The 18,684-nt window shown below is 55.9% G+C and carries 18 protein-coding genes; 6 read left to right on the plus strand and 12 right to left on the minus strand.

Going from position 1 to position 18,684, the window contains the following annotated elements; translation table 11 throughout:
* Positions 1–71: 71 nt before the first annotated feature.
* The 11 genes from phnK to MXM41_RS11360 all read right to left on the minus strand — a co-directional run bounded on the left by phnK (position 72) and on the right by MXM41_RS11360 (position 8,239).
* Positions 72–827 carry a phosphonate C-P lyase system protein PhnK gene (gene phnK, locus MXM41_RS11310; RefSeq protein WP_325932013.1) on the minus strand — a complete coding sequence of 252 codons (756 nt, stop codon included), beginning with the start codon at positions 825–827 and terminating at the stop codon, positions 72–74.
* Positions 824–1,669 carry an alpha-D-ribose 1-methylphosphonate 5-phosphate C-P-lyase PhnJ gene (gene phnJ / locus MXM41_RS11315; RefSeq protein WP_325932014.1) on the minus strand — a complete coding sequence of 282 codons (846 nt, stop codon included), beginning with the start codon at positions 1,667–1,669 and terminating at the stop codon, positions 824–826. The genes phnK and phnJ overlap by 4 nt, the downstream gene beginning before the upstream one ends.
* Complete coding sequence (locus MXM41_RS11320) at positions 1,662–2,726, minus strand: carbon-phosphorus lyase complex subunit PhnI (protein WP_325932015.1); 1,065 nt, start codon at positions 2,724–2,726, stop codon at positions 1,662–1,664. The genes phnJ and MXM41_RS11320 overlap by 8 nt, the downstream gene beginning before the upstream one ends.
* A complete protein-coding gene (phnH, locus tag MXM41_RS11325) occupies positions 2,726–3,310 on the minus strand; it encodes a phosphonate C-P lyase system protein PhnH (protein ID WP_325932016.1) in 585 nt (194 codons plus the stop codon). The genes MXM41_RS11320 and phnH overlap by 1 nt, the downstream gene beginning before the upstream one ends.
* Entirely contained in the window at positions 3,307–3,759 is a 453-nt protein-coding gene (gene phnG / locus MXM41_RS11330) for a phosphonate C-P lyase system protein PhnG (RefSeq protein WP_325932017.1), read from the minus strand. Before phnG ends, phnH begins: the two co-directional genes overlap by 4 nt.
* Positions 3,760–4,485: a phosphonate metabolism transcriptional regulator PhnF gene (gene phnF, locus MXM41_RS11335; RefSeq protein WP_325932018.1), complete on the minus strand. Its 726-nt coding sequence runs from the start codon at positions 4,483–4,485 to the stop codon at positions 3,760–3,762. It lies immediately after the preceding gene.
* A 20-nt stretch (positions 4,486–4,505) separates the two neighbouring features.
* Complete coding sequence (gene phnE, locus MXM41_RS11340; RefSeq protein ID WP_325932019.1) at positions 4,506–5,285, minus strand: phosphonate ABC transporter, permease protein PhnE; 780 nt, start codon at positions 5,283–5,285, stop codon at positions 4,506–4,508.
* Between the two features lie 111 nt (positions 5,286–5,396).
* Entirely contained in the window at positions 5,397–6,413 is a 1,017-nt protein-coding gene (gene phnD, locus MXM41_RS11345) for a phosphonate ABC transporter substrate-binding protein (protein WP_325932021.1), read from the minus strand.
* Between the two features lie 24 nt (positions 6,414–6,437).
* Entirely contained in the window at positions 6,438–7,226 is a 789-nt protein-coding gene (phnC, locus tag MXM41_RS11350) for a phosphonate ABC transporter ATP-binding protein (protein WP_325932022.1), read from the minus strand.
* A 135-nt stretch (positions 7,227–7,361) separates the two neighbouring features.
* On the minus strand, positions 7,362–7,793 hold the full coding sequence (yjdN, locus tag MXM41_RS11355; protein ID WP_325932023.1) for a VOC family metalloprotein YjdN: 432 nt from the start codon (positions 7,791–7,793) through the stop codon (positions 7,362–7,364).
* Between the two features lie 110 nt (positions 7,794–7,903).
* Positions 7,904–8,239 (minus strand): zinc ribbon domain-containing protein YjdM, encoded by a 336-nt coding sequence (locus MXM41_RS11360; RefSeq protein WP_325932025.1) that lies wholly within the window; start codon positions 8,237–8,239, stop codon positions 7,904–7,906.
* Between the two features lie 207 nt (positions 8,240–8,446).
* On the opposite strand from MXM41_RS11360, the gene MXM41_RS11365 reads away from it, so the two are divergent.
* The 3 genes from MXM41_RS11365 (at position 8,447) to MXM41_RS11375 (ending at position 12,065) form a co-directional block, all read left to right on the plus strand.
* Entirely contained in the window at positions 8,447–8,626 is a 180-nt protein-coding gene (locus tag MXM41_RS11365) for a hypothetical protein (protein ID WP_325932026.1), read from the plus strand.
* Positions 8,627–8,832: 206 nt separating this feature from the next.
* Entirely contained in the window at positions 8,833–11,190 is a 2,358-nt protein-coding gene (crfC, locus tag MXM41_RS11370; RefSeq protein WP_325932027.1) for a clamp-binding protein CrfC, read from the plus strand.
* Positions 11,187–12,065: a diguanylate cyclase regulator RdcB family protein gene (locus MXM41_RS11375; protein WP_325932028.1), complete on the plus strand. Its 879-nt coding sequence runs from the start codon at positions 11,187–11,189 to the stop codon at positions 12,063–12,065. Before crfC ends, MXM41_RS11375 begins: the two co-directional genes overlap by 4 nt.
* A 437-nt stretch (positions 12,066–12,502) precedes the next feature.
* Here the strand turns inward: MXM41_RS11375 and kdgT are convergent, their stop codons facing one another.
* Positions 12,503–13,498, minus strand: coding sequence for a 2-keto-3-deoxygluconate transporter (kdgT, locus tag MXM41_RS11380; RefSeq protein WP_325932029.1), 996 nt, complete (start codon positions 13,496–13,498; stop codon positions 12,503–12,505).
* Positions 13,499–14,154: 656 nt separating this feature from the next.
* Between kdgT and proP the strand changes: the two genes are divergently transcribed.
* From proP to MXM41_RS11395, 3 genes are all read left to right on the plus strand, one after another.
* Positions 14,155–15,657 carry a glycine betaine/L-proline transporter ProP gene (gene proP, locus MXM41_RS11385; protein WP_325932030.1) on the plus strand — a complete coding sequence of 501 codons (1,503 nt, stop codon included), beginning with the start codon at positions 14,155–14,157 and terminating at the stop codon, positions 15,655–15,657.
* Positions 15,658–15,992: 335 nt separating this feature from the next.
* The gene (locus tag MXM41_RS11390) at positions 15,993–17,408 is read left to right on the plus strand and encodes an undecaprenyl-phosphate glucose phosphotransferase (RefSeq protein ID WP_325932031.1); all 1,416 of its coding nucleotides are present in this window, start codon (positions 15,993–15,995) and stop codon (positions 17,406–17,408) included.
* Entirely contained in the window at positions 17,398–18,684 is a 1,287-nt protein-coding gene (locus tag MXM41_RS11395; protein WP_325932033.1) for an outer membrane beta-barrel protein, read from the plus strand. Before MXM41_RS11390 ends, MXM41_RS11395 begins: the two co-directional genes overlap by 11 nt.

The following is an 18,684-nucleotide window of genomic DNA, read 5'->3' on the forward strand; positions in this document are numbered from 1 at the left end:
TCGCTTACCCGGCCTACAGGTGTGCTGTTCGTTGGCCCGTGCAAGCGAAGCGCCGCCGGGCAACAGCAACCTCAATTCTGCAAAACGGACGACACCAGCAGCTGGGTGTAGGGGTGATGCGGATCGTCGAGCACCCGGTCGGTCAGCCCACTTTCCACCACTTCGCCGCTTTTCATGACCAGCAGACGGTCCGCCAGCAGACGGGCAACCCCCAGATCGTGGGTGACAATCACCACCGCCAGGTTCAGCTCCACCACCAGACCGCGGAGCAGATCCAGCAGGCGGGCCTGCACCGAGACGTCCAGCCCGCCGGTGGGTTCATCCATAAACACCAGCTTCGGATGGGTAACCAGATTGCGGGCGATCTGCAGGCGCTGCTGCATCCCGCCGGAGAAGGTGGTTGGCAGGTCGTCGATACGCGACGCCGGGATCTCCACCTCCTCCAGCCAGTGTTTCGCCGTCGCGCGGATCTCGCCGTAATGACGCGCGCCGGTGGCCATCAGCCGTTCGCCGATGTTGCCTCCCGCCGACACCTGGCGGCGCAGGCCGTCCATCGGGTGCTGATGCACCACGCCCCACTCGGTGCGCAGCAGGCGGCGGCGCCCGGCCTCGCTCATGCCATACAGCGAGTCGCCGTTATAGAGAATGTCGCCGTTCTGCGGCGTGAGTCGCGCCGAGAGGGATTTCAGCAGGGTGGTTTTGCCGGAGCCGGACTCGCCGACAATCCCCAGCACTTCGCCCGGCCACAGGTCGAACGACACGTCGCTGAAGCCTTTGCCCGGCGCATAAAGGTGGGTCAGGTTATTGACCGAAAGCAGCGGTTTCATTGGCTGTTGGCCTCGCTCTGTTGGCGGCAAAAATCGGTGTCGGAGCAGACAAACATCCGCTTGCCGGTGTCATCCAGCACCACTTCGTCGAGATAGCTGTGCTTCGAGCCGCAGATGGCGCACGGCTCATCCCACTCCTGCACCGTAAAGGGGTGATCGTCGAAATCGAGGCTCTCCACACGGGTGTAAGGCGGCACGGCGTAGATGCGCTTCTCGCGCCCGGCGCCAAAGAGTTGCAGGGCGGGCATCATGTCCATCTTCGGGTTATCGAATTTCGGGATCGGCGACGGGTCCATCACGTAGCGTCCGTTAACCTTCACCGGATAGGCGTAGGTGGTGGCGATGTGGCCGAAGCGGGCGATATCCTCGTAGAGCTTCACCTGCATCACGCCGTACTCTTCCAGGGCGTGCATGGTGCGGGTCTCGGTTTCGCGCGGCTCGATAAAGCGCAGCGGCTCCGGGATCGGCACCTGGAAAATCAGGATCTGATCTTCCGCGAGCGGTGTCTCCGGGATACGGTGGCGGGTCTGGATCAGGGTGGCGTCTTCGGTGCGCTCGGTGGTGTTCACCCCGGTGACGCGCCTGAAGAACTGGCGGATAGACACCGCGTTGGTGGTGTCGTCTGCCCCCTGGTCGATGACCTTCAGCACGTCCGCTTCGCCAATCACGCTGGCGGTTAACTGGATCCCGCCGGTGCCCCAGCCGTAGGGCATCGGCATTTCACGGCCACCGAAGGGCACCTGATAGCCGGGGATAGCCACCGCTTTTAAAATGGCGCGGCGGATCATGCGTTTGGTTTGCTCATCCAGATAAGCAAAGTTGTAGCCGCTGAGGTTAGCCATTTGCGCGCTCCTGTTGCAGACGTTTAAGCAGCTCCAGTTCAGCCTGGAAATCGACGTAGTGCGGCAGTTTGAGGTGTGAGACAAACCCGGCGGCCTCGACGTTATCCGCGTGGGCCAGCACAAACTCCTCATCCTGCGCCGGGCCAGCAATATTCTCGTTGTAGTCCGGGGCCTGGAGAGCGCGATCCACTAGCGCCATCGCCATCGCCTTGCGCTCGCCCATGCCAAACACCAGGCCATAGCCGCGGGTGAAGTGCGGCGCGTCGTTATCCGGGGTAACAAAGCCGTTGACCATTTCGCACTCGGTCATCAGCAATTCACCGACGTTCACTGTAAATCCCAGCTCTTCCGGCACAATATTGATGTCGAGATAGCCGCTACGAATTTCACCCGCGAACGGGTGGTTACGCCCGTAGCCACGCTGGGTGGAGTAGGCGAGCGCCAGCAGGTAGCCTTCGTCGCCACGCATCAGCTGTTGCAGGCGCGAGGCGCGGGAGCAGGGGTAAACAGGCGGGGTGCGGGTGATGTCGTCCGGCTGTGCGCCCGAATCCTCTTCCGCTTTCGCCAGCCCCTGGTTAGCCAACAGGCTAAAGACGTGCGGAGCGGCATCCTGCGCGGCATCTGAAGGGGTCAGGCGAGGGGCTTCGCCGTTGGCCAGCAGGGTGAAATCGAGCAGGCGATGGGTGTAGTCGTAGGTCGGGCCGAGCAGCTGGCCGCCGGGAATATCCTTGTAGACCGCCGAAATGCGGCGTTCGAGGCGCATCTCTGCGGTGTTGATGGGCTCGCTCACCGCCAGCTTTGCCAGGGTGGTGCGGTAAGCGCGCAGCAGAAAGATGGCTTCCACGTTGTCGCCGCTGGCCTGTTTCAGCGCCAGCGCCGCCAGCTCGCGGTCGGCAATGCCGCCTTCGGTCATCACCCGGTCGACGGCCAGGTTCAACTGCTGTTCAATCTGGGCCACGCTCAGCTCGGATATCTGCTCATCGCCCCGGCGTCGGTGCGCCTGCAACGCGTGGGCGGCGGCGATCGCCTTCTCGCCCCCTTTAACGGCAACGTACATCAGCACACCTCCACATGGGTGGTTCGCGGGATCGCCAGCAGGCGTTCGCCGCAGGTCAGCAGCAGGTCGATCCCCAGCGGGAACGGGTGCGGGCGCTCGGTCAGCTCATGGATAATGCACTCTGGCAGCTGCGGAGCGACCATCCGTTCGTCGGCGATGCCGGCCCCGGTCAGGCGCAGCATGCGTCCGCCGCTCAGGCTGGAAACCTGCAGAATCAGCGTGGCGCTGGTCTCCGGCGCCACGGCGGTGCCTTCGCTCAGGGCGTTGAGCTGCGCGTGGCTGATGTGCTCGTCGGCGACGGCGAACACCGCCTGCTGGGGCTGATCCACCAGCGGCGCGCTGGTATGAAAACGCAGGTTGCTGCTGACGATATCGTTGCCCACGGAGCCTGACAGCCACACCGGCGTGTCGTTATCGGCGAGGGTCAGCAGCACGCTGGTGGTGGCGAGGTTCAGCGGCTGCCAGCCATGCTTTAGCTGATGCAGCGAGACGATGACGCCCGGTTCGCTCATCGCTTTTAGCAGACGACGGAAACTGTGCTGGGCATCCTGCACGGCGAGGGTAAAAGCGGGTTGAAGTGTCATGCGTTGTCTCCGCGAACGAGCGTAAAGAAGTCGACCCGGCTGGTGTTCACTTCGGCCTGACGGGCGGCAAGGCGTGCAGCGCGATCGGCTTCCAGCGGAGCAATAACGGTTTCCATTAAGGCCTGAAAATGGGGGGCTTCCTGCAGCAGGGCGTCAACCACGGCGCACTGCTCGGCGTGGCGTTTATTGCGCCCGAGCAGATAGCTGTAGCCAAGCGTGCCGCTGGCGAGGCGCACCACGGCGCGGGTCAGGGTGGCATCGCCGGCAAAATAGCGTGCCCCGGTGCCGCCCATCCGCGCCTGGATCTGCACCAGCCCGCTCTCCGGGGCGCGAATCAGTTCATAAACCGGGGTCAGGCTCAGCGCCGACATCCGCGCTGCAAGTGCCGCAGGCTGGCTGTGGGCGAGCACGGCCATCCAGTGCTGGCGGGTGGAGGTATCGAAATGCATTCAGTGCTCCATGGTGAATTCAATCATGTCGGCGCGGGTCAGGCTGACGGAGTACTCCGTCGCGTTCACCTCGTCGTCACGGTGGTTAAGGGTGCGCACGCAGAGCAGGGGCGCCATGTTGGGAATTTCCAGCACCTTGCTCTCTTTGGCCTGCGCACGGCGGGCGCTGATGCGCGTCTGGGTACGCTTCAGGGCGATGCCGGTCGCCCCGAACAGAAAGTCATGCAGCGAGCCGCTGGCGAATTGTTGCAGCACCGGCCAGAGGGCCAGATCCGCGAAGTAGTGATCGATCTGGCATACCGCCACACCGTTAACCCGACGCAGCGTGCGCAGGTGGATGACGTTATCGCCCTCCTGGATCCCCAGCGCATCCGCCACGTGGCTGGAGGCCGGGCGCAGCACCGAGAGCAGTTTTTCGCTGGTGGGGTGGCTGCCCTGGTCCAGCAGGTTCTGGCTGAAGCGCGCCTGGGCGTTAAGCGGGTAGTCAAACGGGCGCATCAACACCAGCACGCCGACGCCCTGACGGCGCTGCACCCAGCCGCGCTCTACCAGCTGGTCGATGGCGCGGCGCAGGGTGTGACGGTTGACTTCATAGCGGTCGGCAAGCTGCTGTTCCGCAGGCAGATAATCCCCGCAGCGGTAATGGGTGCGCAGCTCCACTTCGAGCTTCGCCGCAATCTCTTGCCAGCGGGTGGGGTAACTGGTCGGATGTCTGGATAAGTGCATACAAATCAAAGCCTCGCTTCTCAGATGAAGTGCTTACGCAAACGTTGAGAGAGGAAGTCCAGCAGGCTGACGGTGATGATGATGAGCACCATCAGGGCGCAGGTTTGCTGGAACTGGAAACCGCGAATCGCTTCCCACAGGGTGACGCCAATCCCGCCTGCGCCCACCATGCCAACCACCGTCGCCGAGCGAACGTTGGACTCAAAGCGGTAGAGGGAGTAGGAGATGAGCAGCGGCATCACCTGCGGCAGTACGCCGTAGAGGATCTCTTCCAGCTTGTTGGCGCCGGTGGCGCGAATGCCTTCCACCGGGCCGGGTTCGATGGCTTCCACCGCTTCGGAAAGCAGTTTAGAGAGCACGCCGGTGGTGTGAATAAAAAGCGCCAGCACCCCGGCGAAGGGACCGAGACCGACGGCGACCACGAACAGCATCGCAAAGACCATTTCGTTGATGGCGCGGCATGCATCCATCAGGCGACGCACCGGCTGGTATATCCACCAGGGCACGATGTTATCGGCGCTCATCAGGCCGAAGGGGATGGAGAGCACCACGGCCAGGGCGGTGCCCCAGACGGCAATTTGCAGGGTGACGGCCATTTCGCCGAGGTAGTCCTGCCACTGGCTGAAGTCCGGCGGGAAGAAGTCGGCGGCGAAGGTCGCCATGTTGCCGGCGTCCCGAACGAGAGTAAGCGGAGCCATTTCCGCGCCCTTCCAGGAGACGACGAGTACCGCCAGCAGCACAGCCCAGCTAATCAGCGAGAACCAGCTGCGCTTTGGGGGTGGGAGAGTGATGGTTTGCATGTTGACTCCGTTGGTTTATGTCCCCTCACCCTAACCCTCTCCCCACAGGGGAGAGGGAACGATTACACCCTCTCCCCTGTGGGGAGAGGGCTGGGGTGAGGGGCAGGGTTTTTACTGCACCGCTTTCGTTACGCTGGTCATGGCGCCAAGCGCCGCGGTCAGGCGGTCGAGATCGTCCAGCTGCGCCTGAATTTCAGACATCTTGCTGTTCTTCTCTTCCTCCTTCAGACCCTTGTTGTCCTTCACGCCCTGGATCTGTTTGAACAGCGCCAGCTGGCGGATGGGGACCAGCTGCAGATCGCTGGAGGCGCGGAATGGCGCCCAGCCCAGACGTTCCAGCACGGTCTTCTCTTCTGCGGTTTTGCCGTAGTTCATAAAGAAGTCGTACACCTTGTCCTTGGTGCTTTCAGAGAGGTTTTTACGCCACACAATCGGGTCGCCCGGGATCAGCGGGGATTTCCAGATCACCTTCAGCTCTTTCAGCTTGTCCGGGGCGGAGGTCTTCAGCTTGTCGAGGTTTTCGGTGTTGTTGGTGGCAACATCCACCTGCTTGTTGGCAACGGCCAGGGCGTTGGTTTCATGCCCGGCGTTGACCGTCCGTTTGAATTCATTGGTGGAGACGTTGTTTTTGGCGAAGACGTAATAGCCCGGCACCAGGAAGCCGGATGTGGAGTTGGGATCGCCGTTGCCGAAGGTGAGCTCTTTACGTTTGGCGAGCATCTCCTGGAGGTTGTTAATCGGGCTGTCTTTGTTGACGATCAGCACGCTCCAGTAACCCGGAGAGCCATCGGCGGCCACGGTTTGCGCAAAGACCTGACCGTTTGCGCGATCCACCGCTTCCATCGCCGAGAGGTTGCCGTACCAGGCGATGTCCACTTTGTTAAAGCGCATCCCCTGGATGATGCCCGCGTAGTCCGGGGCGAAGAAGGCGTTCACTTTGATCCCCAGTTTGGTTTCCATATCTTTCAGGAAGGGTTCCCACTGAGGCTTCAGGTTCTGCTGTGATTCCGTCGAAATAATGCCGAAATTCAGCGCTTTTTCCTGCTCCTGCGCAAAGGCCGGGCTGACCAGGGTACTGAGGCTGAACATGCTGGTGAAGGCCAGCGCGGCAACGGCTTTGTAACTCATGGACTTTCCTCGGATCGGGTTTAGTTAAGCAGCCTGCGCGCTCTCTTCGACGCGATTAATGCTGCGGTAGAGATGGTCAAAACGTTCGTTATCAAACTGGTGGCTGGCGCCATCAAAGAAGACGTGCCCCTGACGCAGGGCGACGATGCGCTCGCAGTAGCGCAGGGCGTAATCCACCTGATGCAGCGTGACGACCACGGTGATGCCGTCCTTGCGGTTAATGTCGCGCAGGGTGTCCATAACGATGCGGGCCGACTCCGGGTCCAGCGAGGCGATCGGCTCATCGGCGAGAATGATTTTGGCTTTCTGCATCAGCGCCCGGGCAATCGCCACGCGCTGCTGCTGTCCACCGGACAGGGTGGAGACGCGCTGGTGGGCGAAATGGGCCATACCGACGCGGGTCAGCGCCTGCAGCGCCTCCTGCTTCTGCGCAGGGGAAAACCAGCGCAGACAGGTGCGCCAGAACGGGGTGCTGCCGAGCGCGCCAATCAGCACGTTCTCCAGCACCGTCAGGCGATTCACCAGGTTGAACTGCTGAAAGATGTAGCCGGTCTGCGCGCGGCTTTTACGGATATCACTCGCCAGACGCCCCGCACGCTGCACGGTATTGCCCAGCAGCTCAACGTGGCTTTCTGAGGTTTTATCGCAGGTGATAAGGCCGCTTAAGTGGCGCAGAAGAGTGGATTTACCTGAACCGGAAGGCCCCAGCAGCGCTACCATTTCGCCGTGATGGACGGTCAGATCAACGGCATGCAGAGCCTTATTTTGATGGAAGGTCTTGCTCAGTTTCTCGACGCGGATGACAGTGTGCATGGGTAAGGCCTCAATTCAAATGTGGCCTCATGCTGGCGGATCAATGTGACATTTGGGTTAAGTGTTGATTTCGGGAGTTTGAAGAGTTGAGGTGAAAACGATGACAGGCGAGAGCGGATGCTCCCGCCGTCCGGGTTAATGCTGTTTAACGACGTTGATCATCCAGGGCACGCCATATTTATCGGTCACTTTACCGAAACCGTGCGCCCAGAAGGTCTCCTGCCAGGCCATTTCAATATTGCCGCCTGCGGCGAGGTTATCGAACCAGCGTTTGCCCTCGGCCACGTCCTGGGTGTCGAGCACAAGGGTAAACCCGGCGTAGCGGGCATTGCCGCTGAGCATGCCGTCGCTCATCATGATATCGCTTCCTGCGATGCGCACGTTGGAGTGGGCGATAGCGGAATCCGGAAATGACATGCCAGAAGGACAGCCATCTTCGCTGCTGTCGTCTTTGGGCATTTCGCCGAAGGTGATTTTATAGAGGAGTTCTGCGCCAACGGCCTGCTGGTAGAAGGCGGTGGCCTCTGCGCAGTTGCCGGCGAAAGAGATATAGGGACTTAACGGCATAATCGTTACCTCAGGTAAGAGAAGCCCGTTAAGTTTAGTCTGTGCAGGCCCGGTAAGCGAAGCTCCACCGGGCGCTTTTGCCGGATGCGCGGTGCTTATCCGGCCTAAAATCAGTTCTTTTTCACGAACTCGGATTTAAGCTTCATCGGGCCAAAGCCGTCGATTTTGCAGTCAATGTTATGATCGCCTTCGACCAGACGGATGCCCTTCACTTTGGTGCCAATCTTCAGCATCGACGAACTGCCTTTAACCTTCAGATCTTTAATGACGGTGACATTGTCGCCATCCGCCAGCAGATTGCCGTTGGCATCTTTAACTATCAGCGCATCGCTCTCATCTGCGGGTTCTGCGTTGTTCCATTCGTAAGCGCATTCCGGACAGATGAACATACCGTTGTCTTCGTAGGTGTATTCAGAGTTGCATTTTGGACAGTGTGGAAGCTGCATGGTGTTCTCCTCAAAATAGTGCGAACCGGCGGCAACAAGGCCCGCCAAAAATCGACAGGTTGTCGAAAAAGGCGGCAAGTATAGCGCATGTCCTTACTGTTGTCGGTGACATTATTTTTCACTTTTGGCTAAAAACGCGTTTCGGGTGACATTGCCTGTCAGTCACTCAGGACATGATAAGCGCCAGGTAGAGAAGAGAAACGTATTGTGGATGAAGGCAACAATATTTATGGCGGCAAATTGATACGCCGTGTCATTTCGGATAAGGTTAAGGTGCTAATGATATTCACCGTAAATTTTTTTATAGCCATCCCCGGTCTGGCAGGGATGAATTACCCCCTCATTTTTGGTGGGCGATTAAACATGCTTTATCCTGAAATTTCTTAATTATGAGCTACGCTCTTAATCTTTCGGTTTCCCTGGCCGAAGGAGCGCGCTCCGCTGCTTTAAGCGCTTAAAGAATATATTTTCACTGTCATCAGACAATTATATTGCGTCGAACATATTTGCTACACGGAATCATATAAGCCGATCCTTCATTCTTAAAATAATTCGGTTATATAAAATTTGTGTTAAGGGAAGGCTTTTTAACTATGCACACACAAACAATATTTGAGTTAAGCCAGGAAGCTGAAAGACTGCTGCAACTCGCGTTGCAGAACCTCGAGTCGCTGAGTGCCATGCCCGTTGCGATGCTGGACAACGCGACGTCGGCGATTACCGGCGAAACAAGCAATGTATTACCTCTGCATTTTAGTGCCCGTGGTTTAGAAGCGCAGCAGTCAATGCTGAACAATGAACTGCGCAAAATCACTCGTCTGGAGATGGTGCTGGCGATCGTGGGCACCATGAAAGCCGGTAAGTCCACCACGATCAATGCCATCGTGGGCACGGAGGTGTTGCCCAATCGCAACCGTCCGATGACCGCGTTGCCGACGCTTATCCGGCATACGCCTGGCCAGAAAGAGCCGGTACTGCATTTTTCTCACGTGGCACCGATCGATACATTAATAAAACAGATGCAAAAGAAGCTGGCCAATTACGATCGCGGCAAGCTGGCCCAGCAACTTGAAATGGATAAAGATATGAATGCGTTGCTGGGACGCATTGAAAACGGTGAAGCGTTTGAAAAACATTATTTGGGCGCACAGCCGATATTTAACTGTTTAAAAAACCTGAATGATTTAGTGCGGTTATCTCAGGCGCTGGGAACGGATTTTCCTTTTTCTGCTTATGCGGCGATTGAGAATATCCCGGTCATTGAGGTTGAATTCGTGCATCTGGCCGGGCTGGACGTTCATCTGGGGCAATTAACCCTGCTGGATACGCCTGGGCCGAACGAGGCCGGGCAACCGCATCTGCAAAAAATGCTCACCGAGCAGCTCGCCCGCGCCTCGGCGGTGCTGGCGGTGATGGACTATACCCAGCTGAAGTCGATCTCCGATGCCGAAGTGCGGCTGGCCATTGCTGCCGTCAGCAAATCGGTGCCGCTCTACGCGCTGGTCAATAAATTCGATCAGAAAGATCGCAACAGTGATGATGAAGAGCAGGTGCGGGCGATGATCGCCGGCACTCTGATGAAAGGCCATATCTCCCCGGGCCAGATCTTCCCGGTCTCCTCGATGTGGGGATACCTGGCGAACCGCGCGCGTCATGAGCTGACGCAGCACGGCAGGCTGCCGGATCATCAGGAGCAGCGCTGGGTGCAGGATTTTGCCGAAGCCGCGCTGGGCCGCCGCTGGCGGACTGCCGATCTGGACGACATTGAACATGTCCGCCACTCCGCCGATCTGCTGTGGGAAGACTCCCTCTTCGAGCAGCCGATCCGCAAGCTGATTTATGCCGCCTACGCCAACGCCTCGCTGTACGCGTTACGATCGGCCTCGCATAAGTTGTTGAACTACGCGCAGAACGCCCGGGAGTATCTGGATTTTCGCTACCAGGGACTGACGGTCGCCTTCGACGAGCTGGAGCTCAATATTGCCCGTCTGGAAGAGGATATGGCGCTGCTGCAGTCGCGTCAGGCGTCGGTGAGCGATGAGGTGAGACATGAGGTCAGCCAGGCGCTGTCGGCAACCGATCTGTTTATCAGCACCCAGCAGAGCGATATCAAAATTGCGGTAGCGCACATCTTCAACCCGGAAAATTTGCTCGATCTGGCGGGGTTTAATCCGCAGAAGCTGCGTGACGAGGCGTTAGCCACCCCCGGGCAGCTGGTGCTGGATGATGAAGGCCAGGCGCAGATCCTGTTGAGCAAAATCCGCTCCTCCTGTGAAATGATCATGCTGGATGCGCAGGCAAAAATTGGTCGTGAACTGGCGCTGCGTTTTGACCAGCTTGAAACTACGCTGGCCCGCTCCCTGAACGATGCCATGCGGCCAATTGAAACGCGTATTAAAGAAGAGTTAAGCCATGCCGGTTTCCGGGCGCGGATCAGCTTCCCGGCATTTCAGGCCAACCAGCTTAACTTCAATACCCGTAGTCTGTTCAGCGATGCTATCGCTCAGGAGAGTCTGCCTGCCAGCCAGTCGCAGGGGGCCAGCAGTGCGCTGCGCGAGACGGTCTCTCGCTGGCTGAACAATCCGGGCTGGGGCTGGGAAGATTATGTGATGACGCGGACGCGCTATGTTATCAACGTGTCACAGCTTCATGAAAAATTTAAACAGCACATAGATCACTTTTGTGAACAAATTCGTAAAGCTTTGGCTGCGCAGGTCGATGTCTCTGTTACAGCAGGTATGGCGACATTCTTTGCGGAATTCTCGTTATGCCTTGCAGGGTTACAGGAAAGCTTGCGTGATAGCCTCGCAGTGCGTCAGCAAAATGAGCATGCCACACGGACGCTCAGCCAGCTGCTGCAGCAATGCATTACGACTGCGACGTGGATTCAGGAAGATACCCGACTGTTACGCGATGATATTCAAACGTTATTCGCGGCAGAGCAACCATGACAAAACAACTACTGGACGGTCCGGGGCGGACGCTGGAATGCATCCATCCTAAATTTATGGTCGACCTGGTGCAGGGGGCTGACGCGCAGCGTCACACCTCTGTAGTGTCGCAACAGCAGCACTTTCGTGAACGTTTAACCCAGGAGATCATGGCGCAGACTCAGCTTCGCCAGTGGGCTATGGGGGGAATGTTCAGCGAAAATGCTGTGCTGCGACTCGGGCTGGCAGAGAAGCTGGCGGGCATGTTTGACCCCGGCCATCTGGCGCTGACCCGCATGACGCAGATCCTGACCACGCTGCGCCAGCAGGCCAGCCTGCGTAATCAGCCGCCCATCGGCGTGGTACATCAGTACGAAACCCTTTCCGCCCATTTTCAGCAACGTGCGCAGTTTAAAGAGAAGGCGTTATCCCAGCGCGGGTTAACGGTGCAGGCTGGCGTTCACAGCGAGCAGATTTTTACCCGCTGGCGAGCCGGGCACTACGACGGCTGGTCGCTGGCCGGGCGCGGCTATGTGGTGCTGGAGGAGCTGCGCTGGGGGGCCTTTGGCGACGCCTGTCGACTGGCGAATGCGGGCGTCAGCGCCATGCTGAAAGATAACCTGTGCAGCATGGTGGCCAACTATCTGGCGCAGGGGATCAACGCCGCGCCCAACACCCGCCATTTCTATCACCAGTGGCTGACCACGCCTGTAACCCCCGGCATTATCGATCATAAGGATATGCTTGGCTGGCTGGGTGACTGGTGTGATGCTGACAGGCATCCGGTGTGCTGGTCGGTGACGCAAAGCTGGCAGAACGTGGCGCTGGGGATGCCGAGGTTGTGTTCGGCGGCGAGGCTGGCGAAAGCGATGGTGGAGGAGGTGTTTGGGGAGTAGGGGGAATATGTGGCTCAGGTGGTGGTTCCGTTCACCTCACGTTCCTTGCTTCTCTGATACATCCGAACCGGTGAACGTGCCAGGGTGGCTCAATCGCCACCACCCTGGCGACCCCGGCTCCCGGCAAGAAAATCGCCGCTTCGCGGATTGTTCGCCCCATCCCTGGGGCTCACCCCTTCGGGGCCAGCGCAAGCGCTGTCCAAAATTGCTCCCGGCAATTTTGTCTTCGGCTTTCTCCCTTCGGCTATCGGGTCGGGCGTGATCCTACATCCCTGTAGGTCACGCCCTCTCGGCGCGTCCCTGCGCCTCGCCCCGGCCTGCGGTCAACGCCTCAGCGATTTTCAGCCGGATCAGGGAGCTGCTGTAAGTCCCGAGCTTTCATTAAGTTACTTCATTGCTTTAAATAAAAAACCCTCCCGGTGGGGAGGGTTGGGGGATTAATGGTGCAGTGATTCAACCTGGCGCTGCTCCTCGGTATTCTCCGGGACGTTGCCAAAGCGTCTGGCGTACAGCGCGGTAATAATCGGCACCAGAATCGCGGTGACGATGACGCTTGCCGCAACCAGCGCGGTAGCGGAAGCGGCCACCGGTTCGAACGCCGGGTTAATCTGGGCGATAATGACCGGGTTTGCCACCGCAGCGCCTGCGGCTGAAGAGGCGGCCACACCCGCAGTACCGTTCCCGCCGCCGATCACACGGTCGGCAATAATCAGCGGAATACCGGTGATAACGATAACCGCCACGCCCAGCACGATACCCAGCAGACCCGTATCGAGGATCACGTTCAGGTTGATGGTGTTACCCAGCGCGAAGCCGAAGAACGGGATCAGAACCGGGGTGGCCTTGCTGAAGAAGTCGCGCAGATCGTGGTCCAGGTTGCCGAGGGCAAAACCGATCAGGAACGGCAGAACGGCGCCAACAAAGTGGTGTGGTTCAAAGGATGCCAGACCGGCGGAGCCGAGGATCAGCATGGTCATCAGCGGGCCGGATTCCAGGGACATCAGAACGAAGGCGCCGGACTCCTCTTTGGTGCCGTACTGGTTCATCAGGCTGGCGTACAGGCCGCCGTTGGTCATGTCCATTGCAGAGACAATCGCCAGCACGGAGAGGCCTGCGAAGAAGCCGGTCTGAATGCCATTTTCCGGAATAAACATGGCGCAAATCATCGCCACAATCCACGCTACGGCAATTTTGGTAATAACCAGCGTACCGGATTTACGTAATACCGTGCCCGTTGCACGTAAATTAATGGAGGCGCCAATACAGAAGAACCACACCGCAAGAATAGGGACTGTGCCGGTAATCATCCCTTTGGTGAATCCACCAAAATAGGCTCCGGTATTAGGTGCTAAGGTATTCAGAATTGCGCCCAGTACCAGCGGAACCAGCATCATCCCACCGGGAATGCGTTCAATCGCGGCTTTAATCTTCATCATCAACCCTCACAGCTCATCACGCATCGCCGGCGGACAAGTCATAATTAATAATCTAATGAATACAACGAATTGCGACACGGAGACGTCAGGCGATTCGTTATTCATACAGCAGATATAACCAGTTTGGTTTTTCTAACCTTCATCTGAAGGCCGCCAGACTCGTTGTGACGGACTTATGATGCGATCGTTGGAATTGTGATTCAATCAAAATAAAACACTGTTTTAGTTATCTGCATCACATATTTTAAGGAAACTCGATCCCGCCTTCTTGATTATTAAAAGGGCTGTAAAAGCATTGTAAAAGAATGTCGCTGTTTTTTAATTTCGCAGCAAATAATAACGTCTGAAAGGATATTTAGAGACATTGACATAAGGAACAACTGACAGACAGGTATTTACAGTTTTGACACTTCTGGTGATAAACAGAAAAATATTTGTGAAGTTGATCACACATATAAACGCTGGTAGGGTAAAAGGCTGTCATTAACAGCCCAGACAGGCGTCAACAGGTTCGGTTGTACCGGTCCGCAAGGTCAGTGTAAGTAAACCTGCTACGCTTGAGAGAGGAGAATGCGCATGAGGCGCTTCCCGGGTTCCACAGAGCGCATTTTGAGCGCTGTGGAGAGCACTGGGCCCAGTTCACGAGGATAGCAATGCTTAAAAGGAAAAAAGTTAAACCGATCACCCTGCGCGACGTCACCATTATTGACGACGGTAAATTGCGCAAAGCGATCACCGCCGCCTCGCTCGGTAATGCGATGGAGTGGTTCGATTTTGGTGTGTATGGCTTCGTGGCCTATGCGCTAGGTAAAGTCTTCTTCCCCGGTGCCGATCCCAGCCTGCAGATGATTGCCGCGCTCGGGACGTTCTCTGTTCCTTTCCTTATCCGTCCGCTGGGTGGTCTGTTCTTCGGGATGCTGGGGGACAAATATGGCCGCCAGAGAATCCTCGCGATCACCATTGTGATCATGTCGGTCAGTACCTTCTGTATCGGTTTGATTCCGTCCTATGCCAGTATCGGCATCTGGGCGCCGATACTGCTGCTGCTGTGTAAAATGGCGCAGGGCTTCTCGGTCGGGGGCGAGTACACCGGGGCATCGATTTTCGTTGCCGAGTACTCCCCGGACCGTAAGCGCGGCTTTATGGGCAGCTGGCTCGACTTTGGCTCCATTGCCGGGTTTGTGCTGGGCGCGGGCGTGGTGGTGCTGATTTCCGCTGTCGTGGGTGAAGCGAACTTCCTCGACTGGGGCTGGCGTATTCCGTTCTTTATGGCACTGCCGCTGGGCATCATTGGTCTTTACCTCCGTCACGCGCTGGAAGAGACCCCGGCGTTCCAGCAGCATGTCGATAAGCTGGAGCAGGGTGACCGCGAAGGCCTGCAGGAAGGACCAAAAGTCTCGTTCAGAGAGATCGCCACGCGTCACTGGCGCAGTCTGCTGACCTGTATCGGTCTGGTGATCTCCACCAACGTGACCTACTACATGCTGCTGACCTACATGCCGAGCTATCTGTCGCATAACCTGCACTACTCAGAAGATCACGGTGTGCTGATTATTATCGCCATCATGGTGGGTATGCTGTTTGTACAGCCGATTATGGGCCTGCTGAGCGACCGCTTTGGCCGCCGTCCGTTCGTTATCTTTGGCAGCGTGGCGTTGTTCCTGCTGGCGATCCCGGCCTTTATTCTGATTAACAGCAATATGCTCAGCCTGATCTTTGCCGGTCTGCTGATGCTGGCGGTGATCCTGAACTGCTTTATCGGCGTGATGGCCTCGACCCTGCCGGCGATGTTCCCGACGCACATTCGTTACAGTGCGCTGGCGGCAGCGTTTAACATCTCGGTGCTGATTGCCGGTCTGACACCGACTCTGGCGGCCTCGCTGGTTGAGAGTACTCAGAACCTGATGATGCCAGCGTATTATCTGATGGTGATTGCGGTCATCGGTCTGATAACCGGCATTTATATGAAAGAGACGGCGAACCTGCCGCTGAAAGGGGCAACCCCTGCCGCGTCTGACCTGCAGGAAGCCAAAGAGATCCTGCGTGAACATCACGACAACATTGAGCAGAAGATAGAAGATATCGATGCTGAAATTGCGGAACTCCAGGCTAAACGTTCCCGGTTAGTCGACCAGCACCCCAGAATTAACGAGTAATAGGAAGACCCGACTTCGGTCGGGTCTTTTTTTTCCCCGCTCTATCGCTCCTCATACCCCATGGAATACAACGAAAGTTTATTGGCACTTTTATAGGTTAGTGCTTACGCTTGATATAAAAGGATGTCTCTCAAAATCCGATCTTTTCTGCTCTGTAAGGGGTCAGTATGTTGAGTTTTACGCCAACATAGTTATAAACGCGGTCACGATCTAAGTTGCTGATATTTTGCTATGGCTTATGGCCAGGTGAAAAGGCGTTTTATTTTTTAAAAATAAATCTGTGCTAATAGTACAAATAATAATGATACCTTAGCTTAATTATAAGTAGGTAGGGCATGCTGAGAAATTCGCAGAAGATCACTCATGGAGGATACTCAGTATTCATTAAATTAATTGATTTCTTCTCAATTAATTTAATTCTGATGCTCAGCGGTTGGTGGTTGAAAATGGCGTCTTTCGACACTGTGGTTTTGATCAGCTTATTGTACTCCACCGCTTTTTTACTGTTTGGTGAATACACACAGTGCTATCTGTATCGACCAAAAAACAACAAGTTGCGCAATCAAAGGCGCCTTTTTCTGACGGCGTTTTTAGCCATTCTGTTTATCGGTATGGTGCGAATTTTAATCGTACAATTATATTCTCATGGTTACGTCAGTTTTATCGATGTGCGTAATATCCCTGCTATGCCGATGTGGTATGCCTCGCCGGTCGTTTTTCTCTACGTCGTTCGACTGATTATTTTTAAATTGTCGGCGAAAAAACGTATCCGGGTGGCGATTATTGGTATTACTGACAACGGCCTGGCGGCGGAAAAGGCCCTGCGTCTGGAATATGCGGACGTGCAGCTTGAACTGGCCTTCTACGATGAACGCGGTCCGGAGCGGCTGGGCGAACTGGCGACGAGAATTACCAGCCCTTACAACGGGCCGGTGATCAAGCTGGTGGAGGAAGCGAAGGCGGGCAGAGTCGATGAGATCTACATCGCCCTGCCGATGGTGGCGCTGGAGCGCATACGCCACTTTCTGGCCGTGATGTCCGACACCACGGTAAACACGTACATCGTGCCGGACTTTTACGCTTACAGCACCAATACGTCGCAGATACGTTCCATCCATAACTTACAAACTATCGGTATTTTTACCTCGCCACTGGACGGCAGTGGTTCGTTTATTAAACGCGCAGAAGATCTGGTGCTGGGCAGCGTGATTATGCTAATGATTGTCTCGTTAATGATCGTCATTGCCATCGGCATCAAGCTCACCTCCCGCGGCCCGGTTTTCTTCAAACAGGATCGCTACGGGTTGAGCGGGCAGAAGATCAAAGTCTGGAAGTTCCGGACCATGAAAGTCATGGAAAATACCGACACGGTGAGACAGGCGACACGAGATGACCCCCGGGTCACGCGCTTTGGAGCATTCTTACGTCGGACGTCTCTGGATGAACTGCCGCAGTTCATCAATGTTATTCAAGGAAATATGTCGATTGTCGGCCCACGGCCCCATGCTGTGGCGCACAACGAGCTTTACCGTAAGCAAGTCGAAAACTACATGATTCGCCATAAAGTAAAGCCTGGGATCACAGGTTTAGCGCAAATAAATGGCTATCGTGGCGAAATTGATGCGCTATATAAAATGGAAAAGCGAGTCCAGTACGATATTGAATATATTCAGAACTGGTCCTTTTGGTTAGATATAAAAATCATCATTAAAACCATTTTTAAGGGATTTGTCGGTAAGAATGCATACTAAAATTATTATTATCGCTGGGATTATGGCGTCTCCGGTCGCCTGGGCAGAATTAACGCCAAAATCGCACATCGGCTTTGCGGGTATAGACTTCCAGAGCAACGTTGCGGTGGACTACGGGCATAACGATAACGTGACTTACCAGCATCACGATAGCGACGCCAGGGGCTCTGACTTTCAGGCCCTCAGGCCCGTTATAAGCCTGAACGGGGAGCGCGGCCAGGATAAGTATCTGCTGATGTACTCTGGGGATTATCGCCACTACTCCAGCGACTCTGCGGATGATTATGACGATCACTTTTTCCGCTTCAAAGGCGACTGGCGCTTTGGTCAGATGCATGGCCTGAGCCTGGCTCTTGAAGATTCGCTCGGGCATGAAGAGCGCGGGCGCGGTGTGACGGAGGGGTTCGTGCCGGAACAATTCCGGCAGTTTGGTATCTCGTCACCGTTAACCACCAATCTGTTCAACAGCGAGCTGCGCTATAGTTATGGTGCGCCTGACGGACGTGGAAGGGCAGACCTGGCGTTGATGCACCGCAAGTGGAGCTTTGGCAACACCGGTCAGGCTGAAAGTAAAGACGAGGACTTCGCACAATATATTCGTGAGCAGGAGTGGGACGAAAATACGCTGATCGCAGAAATTTTCGATCAGTACACATCTAAGACGCGTTTTCGCTATAGTTTTATTACTAACCAGTTTCGTTACGGCCATGCGCCAGAAAAAGACAGTAATGAATATTATTTGCGTTACGGCATTCAGTCGCAGATAACGGGCAAAACAAACGTCGATGCGAACGTGTCATGGCTCTATAAAACTTTTGAAAATAACCCCGGGTCGAAGGATTTCAATGGGATTAACTGGGATATTCTGGGGGAATGGAGACCGCTCCAGCAGTCACTTTTTACGTTAAGAACATCCCAAAGTATTAAGGATCCTTCCGAAGCGGGAGGATATAATTTAGTCACGGAGTACGGCGTTTCTTACAAACATCTGTGGATGAACGATCGATTAACGACGTTGCTTGATTACGCATACATTACGGAAGATTACAAAGATCAGAACAGGGATCGTCACGATAAGAATGGCGTGTTTTCGTTTATCGTAGGCTATGACCTCACACCATCGATTAACTTTGGTGTGGAATATCATCTTGATACGCTTAAGTCTAATAAAGATACAGATACCTTTACCATCGGCCCCAACGACGATCGCGTAGTTACTGAAACGTTGGGCTATGATCAATCTTTGATTATGCTTACAGCTAAGGTGCAGATTTAA

Source organism: Leclercia adecarboxylata (assembly GCF_035787115.1).
GTDB lineage: Bacteria > Pseudomonadota > Gammaproteobacteria > Enterobacterales > Enterobacteriaceae > Enterobacter > Enterobacter adecarboxylatus_E.